General features: G+C 36.9%; 14 protein-coding genes. 5 read left to right on the top strand and 9 right to left on the bottom strand.

Annotated features, from left to right (window positions below; all coding sequences use genetic code 11):
* Nucleotides 1-128: 128 nt before the first annotated feature.
* The 6 genes from PN450_RS00605 to hemL form a co-directional block, all read right to left on the bottom strand.
* A complete protein-coding gene (locus tag PN450_RS00605) occupies nucleotides 129-524 on the bottom strand; it encodes a DUF2127 domain-containing protein (RefSeq protein ID WP_271835033.1) in 396 nt (131 codons plus the stop codon).
* A gap of 422 nt (nucleotides 525-946) precedes the next feature.
* Nucleotides 947-2,122, bottom strand: coding sequence for an ABC transporter permease DevC (devC, locus tag PN450_RS00600; protein WP_271835035.1), 1,176 nt, complete (start codon nucleotides 2,120-2,122; stop codon nucleotides 947-949).
* Nucleotides 2,115-2,390 (bottom strand): hypothetical protein, encoded by a 276-nt coding sequence (locus tag PN450_RS00595; protein ID WP_271835031.1) that lies wholly within the window; start codon nucleotides 2,388-2,390, stop codon nucleotides 2,115-2,117. Before PN450_RS00595 ends, devC begins: the two co-directional genes overlap by 8 nt.
* A 4-nt stretch (nucleotides 2,391-2,394) precedes the next feature.
* Entirely contained in the window at nucleotides 2,395-3,591 is a 1,197-nt protein-coding gene (locus PN450_RS00590) for an ABC exporter membrane fusion protein (RefSeq protein WP_271835029.1), read from the bottom strand.
* Nucleotides 3,592-3,907: 316 nt separating this feature from the next.
* Nucleotides 3,908-5,512 (bottom strand): serine/threonine-protein kinase, encoded by a 1,605-nt coding sequence (locus PN450_RS00585; RefSeq protein ID WP_271835027.1) that lies wholly within the window; start codon nucleotides 5,510-5,512, stop codon nucleotides 3,908-3,910.
* 395 nt (nucleotides 5,513-5,907) lie between these two features.
* The gene (hemL, locus tag PN450_RS00580) at nucleotides 5,908-7,206 is read right to left on the bottom strand and encodes a glutamate-1-semialdehyde 2,1-aminomutase (RefSeq protein WP_271835025.1); all 1,299 of its coding nucleotides are present in this window, start codon (nucleotides 7,204-7,206) and stop codon (nucleotides 5,908-5,910) included.
* 137 nt (nucleotides 7,207-7,343) lie between these two features.
* Between hemL and hisIE the strand changes: the two genes are divergently transcribed.
* Nucleotides 7,344-7,994 (top strand): bifunctional phosphoribosyl-AMP cyclohydrolase/phosphoribosyl-ATP diphosphatase HisIE, encoded by a 651-nt coding sequence (gene hisIE, locus PN450_RS00575; protein ID WP_148762322.1) that lies wholly within the window; start codon nucleotides 7,344-7,346, stop codon nucleotides 7,992-7,994.
* 116 nt (nucleotides 7,995-8,110) lie between these two features.
* Here the strand turns inward: hisIE and vapC are convergent, their stop codons facing one another.
* The 3 genes from vapC to PN450_RS00560 all read right to left on the bottom strand — a co-directional run bounded on the left by vapC (nucleotide 8,111) and on the right by PN450_RS00560 (nucleotide 9,478).
* Nucleotides 8,111-8,530 (bottom strand): type II toxin-antitoxin system tRNA(fMet)-specific endonuclease VapC, encoded by a 420-nt coding sequence (gene vapC / locus PN450_RS00570; protein ID WP_271835023.1) that lies wholly within the window; start codon nucleotides 8,528-8,530, stop codon nucleotides 8,111-8,113.
* A complete protein-coding gene (locus PN450_RS00565) occupies nucleotides 8,520-8,813 on the bottom strand; it encodes a hypothetical protein (RefSeq protein ID WP_213800059.1) in 294 nt (97 codons plus the stop codon). Before PN450_RS00565 ends, vapC begins: the two co-directional genes overlap by 11 nt.
* Nucleotides 8,814-9,172: 359 nt before the next feature.
* Nucleotides 9,173-9,478, bottom strand: a complete 306-nt coding sequence (locus PN450_RS00560; RefSeq protein ID WP_148762328.1) for a barstar family protein — start codon at nucleotides 9,476-9,478, stop codon at nucleotides 9,173-9,175.
* A gap of 223 nt (nucleotides 9,479-9,701) precedes the next feature.
* Here PN450_RS00560 and PN450_RS00555 point away from each other — a divergent pair, with 223 nt between their 5' ends.
* The 4 genes from PN450_RS00555 (at nucleotide 9,702) to PN450_RS00540 (ending at nucleotide 11,530) form a co-directional block, all read left to right on the top strand.
* Nucleotides 9,702-10,130, top strand: coding sequence for a type II toxin-antitoxin system HicB family antitoxin (locus PN450_RS00555; RefSeq protein ID WP_271835020.1), 429 nt, complete (start codon nucleotides 9,702-9,704; stop codon nucleotides 10,128-10,130).
* A complete protein-coding gene (locus tag PN450_RS00550) occupies nucleotides 10,127-10,549 on the top strand; it encodes a type II toxin-antitoxin system VapC family toxin (RefSeq protein WP_271835018.1) in 423 nt (140 codons plus the stop codon). Before PN450_RS00555 ends, PN450_RS00550 begins: the two co-directional genes overlap by 4 nt.
* Before the next feature lie 196 nt (nucleotides 10,550-10,745).
* On the top strand, nucleotides 10,746-11,087 hold the full coding sequence (locus PN450_RS00545) for a hypothetical protein (protein WP_271835016.1): 342 nt from the start codon (nucleotides 10,746-10,748) through the stop codon (nucleotides 11,085-11,087).
* Between the two features lie 14 nt (nucleotides 11,088-11,101).
* Entirely contained in the window at nucleotides 11,102-11,530 is a 429-nt protein-coding gene (locus tag PN450_RS00540) for a type II toxin-antitoxin system VapC family toxin (RefSeq protein WP_271835015.1), read from the top strand.
* The last annotated feature ends 358 nt before the right edge of the window (nucleotides 11,531-11,888 follow it).

Raw genomic sequence — 11,888 nt, 5'->3', positions numbered from 1 at the left:
TGTATAGACTGACCCCTCTCCAAACCTCTCCCCTGCAAGGGGAGAGGCTTTAAAACCCCCATTCCCTTGCAGGGAAGGGGGGTAGGGGGGTTAGGTTTTTGGAGATTACTGGTTTGATATAATACTTTTCAAACAACCTCTAATATTTTCAAAACTGTCAAGCCTTGAATTAACTCAAATATTTCGGGAAGAATACTAATACCAACTAATCCAATAACTAATATCTTTGCCCAGGTTTTTTCATACCATAAACCTACAGATTCAATTGCGGTGACTAAAGCATAAATTCCCGCAGCCATACCACTAAATTTTAAAGTTGAACTTTTGATATTAATGACTTTTTCTAAAAGCCATTCAATTATCTCCAGTTTTCCTTCTAAAACATAGGATTGAGAGAGCATAATTAGAGCTTCATGATTTTTCAAAGCTAAAAGTAAAACGAGGGATGTTGCCGCTAATAGTAAAGCAACAAATCCCTTATAGATAACGATTGCCACTAAACCAGGAGGACGCTTTTTATTCATTAAATTTTGATTATTGATGATTTATAGAAATTCGGTTTGATTTTTGTATCCTTCATAAAAATAAGTAGGGTGTGTAAAACCCTTGCTTTTCGGTTTGATAGTTGTCAACAGAACACAGACTCCAAGTATTGACAGCAGGACTATAGACGAGCCAATAGTAGCATAACTGAGTCTGCTTTTCTCATGTGGTTTGGTGAGAATATCCCCCAGTGTTGCCCCAAATGGTCAAGTCAGAACAAATGCCACCCAAAACAAGATAACTTGGGAAATTTGGGTATAATACAGCGGTTTCCGCTCTTATGAGGTACAAGGTTGAATCATGAAACTCTTGTAGTGCGGGCATCTTGCCCGCTAGATATGTACCTCATAACACCGGGAAGTGCTGTAATATGCTGCCAATACGAAAGCAAGTAAACTAGCAATTAAAACATATCCGCAGGATCAGCAGATTGGAGTTTATTAGTAGCAATTACTCCGGAAATAGCACACATAATTATAGTTAATAATAGCACTTGTAAACCACGAGCTATGGTCATATACATGGGCAAATTTGTCGCTGTTCGGGTGATCTGATAAAGTCCTAAAGATACGGCTACCCCTGGGAAAAATCCCAAAGCTGCTAAAATTAAAGCTTCTTCAAAAATAATAGTTAGTAAATAAAAATGACGATATCCGATGGCTTTAAAGGTTGCATATTCTCGCAAATGGGCATTAACATCTGTGGAAAGAACTTGATAAACAATAATTACTCCAACCACAAATCCCATTGATACACCGAGATTAAAAATAAACCCAATGGGAGAATTGCTACTCCAAAAGTTATTTTCAAATTCAATAAATTCCTGATGAGTGAGAACCTTAACATCATCTTTCAAATAAGCCTTTAATTGGGCAACAACTTGGTCAGTTTTATAACCTGGTTTGATTTTAACTAAACCGATGTTCACACTACTTGTAGGCTGCCTGGCAAAGATTTGGGAGAAGTTATTTGCACTGGTAATTAAACTACCGTCAGCGGCAAAGGAAGCACCAAGTTTAAATAAACCACCAATAGTAATTGTGCTACCATTAATTTCAGTTGTGACAGTTTTACCTTCTTGAATTTTCTTTATTGCTTGTTGATATTCCCCTCTGGCTGCCCGATCAAATAAAACTGTATTTGGTAATTTAATCTTCTGTAATTGTTGATTAATTTCTGGTAAATCAAAAGCTGGTTGATCTGGATTTATCCCAATAATTAAAACTCCGGTTTCCAAATGTGTTTGGGGATTCTTCCAAATAATATGATTGCAATACATAGCTTCAGCCGATTTCACCCCCGGTATATCCATTGCTTGATAAAGTCGTCTCCGGGAAAAAATAGACATACTTTGTAAACTACGGGCTTGGGGACTAATGAGAATAATATCAGCTTGTAAACTGCGATGTAATCTAGTATTGCTGTCATATAAAGCAGTTTGAAAGCCTGACTGCATAAACATAAGAATATCAGCGAAAGCAATACCTGATATGGCTACGAATAAACGACTTTTTTCATGAGTAAGTTGCAACCAACCCAAAGGAGTTCGTCGTCGAAATTGTTGAAAAATACTAATCATAGGAATGATAATTGACAACTAACAACTGTACGGGCGAAGCATTTGGAGAACTATTTTTGGCAATGACCGATAATTTATCTTCCAAATGCTTCGCCCCTACTAACAACTGTACGGGCGAAGCATTTGGAGAACTATTTCTGGCAATGACCGATAATTTATCTTCCAAATGCTTCGCCCCTACTGACAACTGTACGGGCGAAGCATTTGGAGAACTATTTCTGGCAATGACCGATAATTTATCTTCCAAATGCTTCGCCCCTACTAACAACTGACTAAAGACTAATAATTACCTTAACTTGCATATTAGTAAATTTAGCTGCTTGCTGACTGGAAGCTGTATTTAGTCGGATATGAACCTTGACTATTCTGTTATCAATATTGCTAGAAGGATCTGTATTAGTGAGATTTTGCTTTCTTACCTGTAAACCGATTTTTTCTACTTTTCCTTGCAATTCTTGAGGAAAAATATCACCAACTATCCGCACCTGTTTACCTTGAAGAATTTTGGTAATATCACTTTCGTAAACTTCAGCAACTACATACATTTGACTGGTTTTACCAATGTCAGCAATGCCATTATTAGTAATCAATTCTCCTGGGTGGGTATGGATTTCAAATACTTGTCCATTTTGAGGAGATTTTACATAAGCTTTCTGGAGATTAATAGTAGCTTTTTTCACTAATACTTCTGCCCGATTTAATTCGGCTATTGCAGCTTCTACATCTACTTTCCTAACTTCAGAAATCTGATCTAGTGTTGCTGAAGCTTCCTTTTTTCGTTGTTGGCTACTTAATTCCAGCTTTTTTAATTGTGATTGTGCCGCTTCAAGACTTTTTTTAGCCGTTTCTACATTCAAGCTTTTACTATCTCTTTGAGACGCAGAAATTGCCCCTTCTGTATATAATTCTTGATAACGTTTATTTTCAGATTCAGCATTGAGTAATTCTGCCTGCAATTTTTCTAGAGTTGCTTTTTGAGTATCAATATCACCTTGACTTTCTACAGCTAATCTGTCAATTATCGCTTTTTGAGCCGTAATTTCTCCTTGTTTAACACCTGCTTGAATTTGAGCTATTTTAGATTGAATTATCCTCACTTCTGCTTTGGCTTCTGTTAATTCTGCTTGCAAGCGATCACTATTATCTAAAATAGCAATTGTCTGTCCTACTTTGACCATATCTCCCTCCCGAATTAATATCTTTTCGACTCGACTTCCTTCTCCAGATACAGGTGCTGATAATTTAATTACTTCCCCCTCTGGTTCAATTCTACCTAGGGCTGTGACTGTTTTTATCTCTGGTATTGCGATCGTAGCAGTTGCTAATTTTTGATTATCTATATCCCGAAATTTTAGGACAATAAAAACACTAATACTAGCCACAGATAAAGATGCCAGCATAGCAATAGCTATAGCTAATCGGAGAATAGACTGAGAAGATAATGAACCTTGTAGCTTGTGGTTTTGCACAACTGCATACCTTTTCAGTGCTGTTTCAAAATTAGTTAATGAAAAATATGAGGTAGAAAACGTAATCCTGGAAAACCTAAAAATGTAGATCTAGACAAAATCGGTTTAGTCAATTTATTGCATTACAGATGACAAATCAATTCTAGATTTTTGACAGAAACGAACATTTAGAGATAATATGCCAGAATGGAAAGTCAGATGGTTAACCAATGACAGTTTTAATAAAAATAGTATGTTTTTGACAAAATGATTTAATTTAAATTCACTCTTAATTTCTGATAAAAAACGTAAATACTGACAGTTTAAGTTTTATCAATTAAAACAAACCCCGTTTCCCATTTGGACGCACTGTGAGCCAATTGGTCTTAGCTACAGCCAATTGGTCATCAGTTATTTTAGCACCAGTAAGATTAGCTCCAGACAAATTAGCTCCCCGCAGATTAGCTTGACTGAGATAAGCTCGGCTGAGGTTTGCACCGCTGAGGTCTGCTGCTTCTAAATCAGCATTACTAAAATAAGCCTTGCTTAAATCCGCATCTTTGAAATTTGCTTCTTTTAAACTTGCTCTCCCAAAGTCGGTATTGTGAAGATTAGTTCCTTGAAAATTGGATTTATGAAATTGAGCAGCATAAAAATTAGCTGCTGATAAGTTAGAATTAACCACAATCAAGCGAATAAAATTGTAGCCAGCAAAATCTCGTCGTCCTTTTTCATAGGCTGCTATTAGACTTTGGGAATCTAATGTTCGCGCAGCGAATGGATCACCATGATAATTTACATCTCTAGCTGCTGATTTTGGGGCTGATTTAGATGCAAATTCTCCACCCTGAGTTTGTCCATGTTTCCATTCCATTCCTCCTGGTGTCTTGTCTTTTCTAGCTCGAATAGATGCAGCTAATTTTACTACACTATCATTGTTAGCACGAGTATAATTAATAGAATCAATACCAGAATTTGAATTGTTCTGTGTTGATGCAGAGCCGGAGGGTTTGGATAGTAATCCTTGGGCTAAACTATCTAAATATGGCTCCATGTCCAAAGCTTTGAGTACGTCTTGTGCTATCTGATAGCGATTGCGTACTGTTACCTCCAACATTTTTCTCAATACATTGGTCAAATGGTCGCTGATGTCTACCAGATGCTCCCACATCATGTCCCCCGTGGTGGGATTGTATTCTAAATCTTTAGGAATTTTGGCAGTCAGCAAATAAATACAAGTCACTCCTACTGCATAGATATCACTGGCATAAACCGGACGCATCGCCATTTGTTCTGGGGGTGCAAAACCAGGGGTTCCTATCGCATAAGCTGTTAAAGCTGATTGTTCTGATTGACTGGTTGTGACTTGACTAAATTGGTTTTTGACAGCACCAAAATCAATTAGTACCAATCTGGCATCTTGAGAACGACGAATTAAGTTAGCTGGTTTAAGATCACGGTGAATTACCTGTTGCTCGTGGATATATTGCAGCAAGGGCATGATTTCACTTAAAAATTGTCTGATTCCGGTTTCACTATAAACTCCATTTTTTTTCACTTCTTGCTGGAGCGTAAAACCGCTCACATATTCTTGAACTAAATAAAATTGATTGTTATCTTCAAAATAGTCCAGCAGCCTGGGTATTTGCGGATGATTACCGATCTTACCTAAAGTTTCCGCTTCTCTGACAAATAGCTCCCGTGCCATTTTTAATATGTACGGAGTCGTACTTGATGGACGTAATTGCTTAATTACACAAGGAGCTTTCCCTGGCAGCTTTTCTTCTATTGCTAAAAATGTTGCCCCAAAACCACCTTGAGCAATTGGTTTCATCGGCCGAAAGCGATCACGCAACAATAATTGCGAGCCACAGGCTTGACAAGTTTGAACAGATGCTGAATTTTTGGGATCGGGACAAGTCGGATTTACGCAGTAGCTCATGCACTATTAACTCATTGCACGATGATTGACACTCCCCGGTCTAAAGACACGGGGATTCTTGGTTCAACGAGACCACTTAAACTAGTGGTCTGTCAAATTTATTTTTGACGGGTTTTTGGTAATGCGGGCATACTATGGCTAACGCCACGCTGCGCTATCGACAAGCTCAATACAAGTCTTGCCCGCGTGAGCGAGACGCTCACACTACAGTCCATCATTTTTATCTTGACAGACTACTAGGAGGAAACTAGAACAATGCAGTAGAACCGCATAGATTTAATTGTCAAGGTACAGAAAAGCCATTAGGCAGTTAGGTTTTTAGACAGATTGATTACCCTTCCTGTGACAAATAGTATAACACTAATCGTCACTGGTGACTCTTGCCTCTTACCTATTTACAGACTAGATAGCACCTCTTTAGCAGCGGCTAATGTCTGTTCAATATCTTCGGAAGTATGTGCTAAAGAAGTAAAACCAGCTTCAAATTGAGATGGGGCTAGGTAAATACCATGCTCTAACATTCCGCGATGGAAACGACCAAATTTAGCTGTATCTGCCTTTTTGGCATCTTCATAGTTATGCACAGGTCCAGCGGTGAAGAATAGCCCAAACATGGCACTAATATGACCACCACAGGCAGCATGACCCGTATCTGCACAGATTTTTAGTAATCCATCAGCTAACTGTTTGGTAATTTTTTCTAAATACTCATAAGTACCGGGTTTGTTGAGTAGTTCCAGGGTTTTAATTCCCGCTGTCATGGCTAAAGGATTACCGGAAAGAGTCCCAGCTTGATAAACTGGGCCTGCGGGGGCAACCATTGACATAATCTCACGGCGGCCACCATAAGCGCCGACGGGTAAACCACCACCAATGACTTTACCCATTGTAGTTAAATCGGGGGTAACACCAAATTTAGCTTGTGCGCCACCGTAGGCAATGCGGAAGCCTGTCATGACTTCATCAAATACTAATAATGCCCCATATTCTTGAGTAAGTTCCCGTAGTCCTTCTAGGAAACCAGCATCAGGGGTAATAAAACCAGCGTTACCAACTACGGGTTCAAGAATAACTCCGGCGATTTCCTGGGGGTTTTGTTCAAATAAGGCTTTTACGGCTTCCAAATCATTGAAAGGCGCGGTTAAGGTGTTGGCTGTGACGGATTTTGGTACTCCTGGGGAGTCGGGTAAACCCAGGGTAGCAACACCAGAACCGGCTTTGACCAGGAACATATCTGCGTGTCCGTGATAGCAGCCTTCAAATTTGATCAATTTTTCTCGATTTGTAAAGGCTCGCATCAGGCGTAATACCGCCATACAAGCTTCTGTTCCAGAGTTAACGAATCTGACCATTTCGACGCTAGGAACGGCATCAATGACCATTTCGGCTAAAACGTTTTCAAGAGCGCAGGGAGCGCCAAAACTTGTGCCTTTATCTAGGGCTGCGTGTAGTGCGGATATGACTTCTGGATGAGCATGACCACAAATAGCAGGTCCCCAAGTCCCAACATAGTCAATGTATTTGTTGCCGTCTACATCCCAAATATATGCGCCATTAACACGATCAAATACGATGGGTTGTCCACCGACGGATTTAAAAGCGCGAACGGGAGAACTGACTCCTCCGGGCATCAGGTTTTGAGCAGCAGCAAAGATTTCTTGTGATTTTGTGGTTTTAATTGTGGTGTTTACCAAGGGTATCTCCTCTGAGGTGGTGATTAAAATTGAGCTTCTATCTTAGGATAGGGTGAAAAGTTGCTTGTGAATTTCTCTGGTATGGGATTAGCTGAAAATGGTATCTTGAGTCAAAGAATTATTGTAAATTAACTGGTATGTCTTCTTCTGAACTGAAATCGCTTTCATCTGCTATCCCTGTGGAAAAAATTCGCTACGATGACAAGGGTTTAGTGCCGGCAATTATCCAAGATTATTTGGATGGAACTGTGTTAATGATGGCTTGGATGAATCGGGAATCGTTGCAAAGGACTTTGGACACTGGGGAAACTTGGTTTTGGAGTCGTTCCCGGCAGGAATTTTGGCACAAGGGCGCGACTTCTGGACATATTCAGAAGGTACAAACTATTCGTTATGACTGTGATAGTGATGCTCTGTTAATCGGGGTGGAGCAGTTGGGTGATGTAGCTTGTCATACTGGAGAACGTAGTTGTTTTCATCAGGTTGATGGCACGGTGACACCACCACCAGGGGATAGTTTATCACAATTGTTTGCGGTAATTTGCGATCGCCGCGATCGCCCCAATGAAGATTCTTATACCTGCAAGTTATTGGCTGGTGGTGATAATAAGATTTTGAAAAAGATTGGTGAGGAAAGCGCGGAGGTAGTCATGGCCTGCAAGGATGATGATGCCGATGGAATTGCTGGTGAAGTTGCAGATTTGTTTTATCATACTCTTGTAGCCTTAGCGCATCATCAGGTTGATTTAAAAGCAGTTTATCGGAAGTTGCAAGAAAGAAGGAAATAGGCGAATTTATGAATAATTGTCTGATAGCGTAGCGTGGCGCAAGCCATATCAGAATAACCACAACAAAAAATCTCCAAATAGTGAAAAGGTAACTTTATATAGCTTGTGCTACACTATCAGACAATTTCCCAATCTTCAATTTGTAACCCTTTAACTTGTTTAAATTCCCTGACATTGTGAGTAACTAAAATTAGATTATTCACTAAAGCAATAGAAGCAATTTGTATATCATTTGAACTAATAGGAGTTCCAGAATTTGCTAAATCAGCGCGAATTTTGCCATAATTTTCTGCACATTCATCATCAAAAGGTAAAGAAACAAATTGTTCTATGAATATTTTTTGCACATTTACAGCTTTTTGAGGATTATTACTACGCATAGAACCATAAAATAATTCAGCTTTGACTACAGAACAAACCGCAATTTTTTCAGGTTCTAAATTATCAAGATGATGATTAATGCTGAGAGATTTACCCTTGAGATACATGATACAAACATTCGTATCTAGTAAATAAATTAAAGAATCATTTTTCATTAATAACCTCAATTAAATCATCATCCGTTGCAAAATCAATATCAGCACAAGCACCATATAAATTAAGTAAACCGGCGGAATGGAGAATATTATTTTGGATTAAAAATTTTTTGAGTTCAGTGTCAGAAGGAAAGTTTAGTAAATCTTTTAGTTCATCAAAATCAATTAATCTGTCTCGAAAGGCTTCTAATACAAGATTATTCAGGATTTTTTGTGGTAAATTACCCCATTGATTTATGATTTTTGTTGTTAATTTATCTGGTAAATCAATCGTTACTTGCATAATTGGAAAATCTCCTAATGGTGCTTAGTTAATTATTTTAGCATAAATTTGTTAAAAGTTTAATGTCGTAATCAGGATATCCAGGATTTAAGGATTCACAGGATGTTATTTGTCTGAATCAGGATATCCAAGATTAGAGGATTTACAGGATGTTTTTTAGAAAATATAGGTTTTTGTGAATGATAGAAAATATATTTTTCTCTAAATCATAATTTATAATCATTAAACATTCACAGAAAATCTACAAATAACAATCCTGTACATCCTAAAATCCTGGTTATCCTGATATGGCTTGCGCCACGCTACGCTATCAGACAACCACAACAAAAAATCTCCAAATAGTGAAAATGTAACTTTACCTATTTGTTAATAACTAAAAACTTCAGAGGAATATTATTAGCTTCCCAGTATTCTTTGGCTGAATTTAAAATATCCAATGCTATTTGGTACTGTGTCGGTTCAGCTTGAGCAAAGATATCAGCATGATGATATAATATCACATATCTTTGAGCCGGACACCATGTTAAATCGGTGATACATTCATCAAAAGCATCCCAGTTAGCGCCGAAGTATGGAGGAATTTCCATTGCTTCAGCAGCTTGTTTTAAAAATGTTTGTTTGTTATTAATTTTTTTACCATCAAGATAAAAAACTTTATGATTCATAGATTTATGGTGAGGAAATAGGTTAGCAAAATTGTCTGAATCAGGTGGTTATCGAGCGAAGTCAAGATAATGTCCACCGATTACAGGATTTACAGGATGATAAAATATAAAATGGACGATTGTTAATAAAAATCTATAAATCTTAAAATCATGTAGATGATAATTTTAACTTTGTTCAAGTATTGTGTTATAATTAATTCAGAGTTAGAAGAGTAAAAATATCATGATTTTAGCTGTTAAAAATGCTCTTTCCACAATTGCACCCAAGTTAACTTATGATGTGTTAATTGAAAACCAAGAAGATGGCACTGTGAAAGCGACATTATTAAGTTTACCAGAATGTCAAGGTTTAGGTGCGAATAAAGAGGAAGCATTAAATAATCTGATTCAGCTTTTTCAAGCACGAAAACCAGAAATAGTAACTTTAGAAATTGAACCAGATAAAACAGAACATCCTTGGCTGAAATTTTCAGGAATGCACAAGGATAATCCTCTTTTTGGTGAAACACTGGAATATATAAAAAATGAAGGTAATGCTTGGGATGTGCTAGAGGCATTAACAGGAACTATTGAAGCACCAAGTGATTGGTCAAGTCAACATAATCACTATTTATATGGTACTCCTAAACATGACAATGAGATCAGAGAATGAATCAGGAAAGACTATTTTTAGATACGGTATTTATTCAGGCTCTACTAAATAAGAATTATCAATACCATACTCAAGCAAAAGCATTATTACCAAGGGTGAAAAATGCCGTTGAAGTATGGATAACAGAAACCGTTTTGATAGAAGTTGGTAATGCTTTAAGTGCAGTGAACCGCACAGCATCAGTTCAGTTTATTAATCAGTGTTATCAAACAGATAATATCAAAGTCGTTAGTGTAGATTCATCGCTTCTTATGCGTGCGCTGGAACTTTATCACAGTCGTCAAGATAAAGATTGGGGTTTAACGGATTGTATCTCATTTGTTGTTATGAAAGATCAGGGGTTAATTTATGCTGTAACGGCTGATATTCATTTTGTTCAAGCTGGTTTTGTGGCTTTATTAAGGAAGCTAGAGAATTAATTTACTCTGAGGATTTTCAGGATATTTTTTGTCTGAATCAGGATGTCCACCGATTAAAGGATTAACAGGATGATAAAATATAGAATGGACGATTGCTAATAAAATTCTATAAATCTTAAAATCATGTAGATGATAATTTTAACTTTCTTCAAGTATTGTGTTATAATTAATTCAGAGTTAGAAGAGTAAAAATATCATGATTTTAGCTGTTAAAAATGCTCTTTCCACAATTGCACCCAAGTTAACTTATGATGTGTTAATTGAAAATCAAGAAGATGGCACGGTTAAAGCGACATTATTAAGTTTACCAGAATGTCAAGGTTTAGGGAATACAGAAACGGAAGCAATAGAACAATTAGATAAAATTTTGCAAGTTCGTTTAGGAAATGCTAAGATTGTGACTTTAGAGATTGTCGCACCAAAAACAGAAAATCCTTGGCTAAAAATAGCGGGTAAATATAAGGATGATCCGCAATTCGATCAAATGCTAGAATATATAGAAGAATATCGTCGTGAACTAGATGTAATTAATGAATAAAGGTTAATAAAGAAGTGGATAATTTAAGAATATTAGATACAGATCATCTATCTTTATTACAGAGAGGCAATTCATTAATTAGACAGCGATTAACTATGTTCAATCCTGAAAATATTGCCATAACTGTTATCACCGCTACAGAACAACTACGGGGAAGACTGAATATTATTAACAGGTGTGAATCAGCGAATGAATTAGTTTTAGCTTATGCTAGGTTAGAGGATACATTAGAAGACATAAATAGTCTAAATGTCCTACATTTTAGCGAAGCTGCGGGTAATATTTACACTGAATTAGTTAAGCAAAAAATCCGCGTTGGTACTCAAGATTTACGCATTGCTGCAATTACATTATCAGTCAAGGGGATTTTAGTAACTCGTAATTTTAAAGATTTTGAAAAAGTTCCTAATTTGCGTTTAGAAGATTGGAGTATTAGTGAATAATGTCTGAATCAGGATTACCAGGATTAACAGGATGTTTTTTAGAAAATATAGGTTTTTGTGAATGATAGAAAATATATTTTTCTCTAAATCATAATTTATAATCATTAAACATTTACAGAAAATCTACAAACTACAATCCTGTACATCCTTAAATCCTGGTTATCCTGATTCTGACAACCACAACAAAAAATCTCCAAATAGTGAAAATGTAACTTTACCTACCTGAGTTCGATGTAAGAAAACCAGCTAAAAATGAGTATTCAAAAGGGTTAGAGGCTTTTCTGGAAAGAGCCTATATTCTCAATAAACATTAATTATTGAGAATTAATAGGAAACCAGCCTAGATTTAAGTAAATTT

Source organism: Dolichospermum lemmermannii CS-548 (assembly GCF_028330815.1).
GTDB classification, from domain to species: domain Bacteria; phylum Cyanobacteriota; class Cyanobacteriia; order Cyanobacteriales; family Nostocaceae; genus Dolichospermum; species Dolichospermum lemmermannii.
The sequence above is the reverse complement of the archived record's forward strand: the minus strand, read 5'-3'. Positions and strand labels throughout refer to the sequence as shown.

Coding starts and splice junctions, on each gene's coding strand:
- PN450_RS00605 (WP_271835033.1), bottom strand. CDS start 524: ATGAATAAAAAGCGTCCTCCTGGTTTAGTGGCAATCGTTATCTATAAG.
- hisIE (WP_148762322.1), top strand. CDS start 7,344: ATGTCTTCTTCTGAACTGAAATCGCTTTCATCTGCTATCCCTGTGGAA.
- PN450_RS00545 (WP_271835016.1), top strand. CDS start 10,746: ATGATTTTAGCTGTTAAAAATGCTCTTTCCACAATTGCACCCAAGTTA.
- PN450_RS00560 (WP_148762328.1), bottom strand. CDS start 9,478: ATGAATCATAAAGTTTTTTATCTTGATGGTAAAAAAATTAATAACAAA.
- PN450_RS00555 (WP_271835020.1), top strand. CDS start 9,702: ATGATTTTAGCTGTTAAAAATGCTCTTTCCACAATTGCACCCAAGTTA.
- vapC (WP_271835023.1), bottom strand. CDS start 8,530: ATGAAAAATGATTCTTTAATTTATTTACTAGATACGAATGTTTGTATC.
- PN450_RS00585 (WP_271835027.1), bottom strand. CDS start 5,512: ATGAGCTACTGCGTAAATCCGACTTGTCCCGATCCCAAAAATTCAGCA.
- PN450_RS00550 (WP_271835018.1), top strand. CDS start 10,127: ATGAATCAGGAAAGACTATTTTTAGATACGGTATTTATTCAGGCTCTA.
- PN450_RS00565 (WP_213800059.1), bottom strand. CDS start 8,813: ATGCAAGTAACGATTGATTTACCAGATAAATTAACAACAAAAATCATA.
- devC (WP_271835035.1), bottom strand. CDS start 2,122: ATGATTAGTATTTTTCAACAATTTCGACGACGAACTCCTTTGGGTTGG.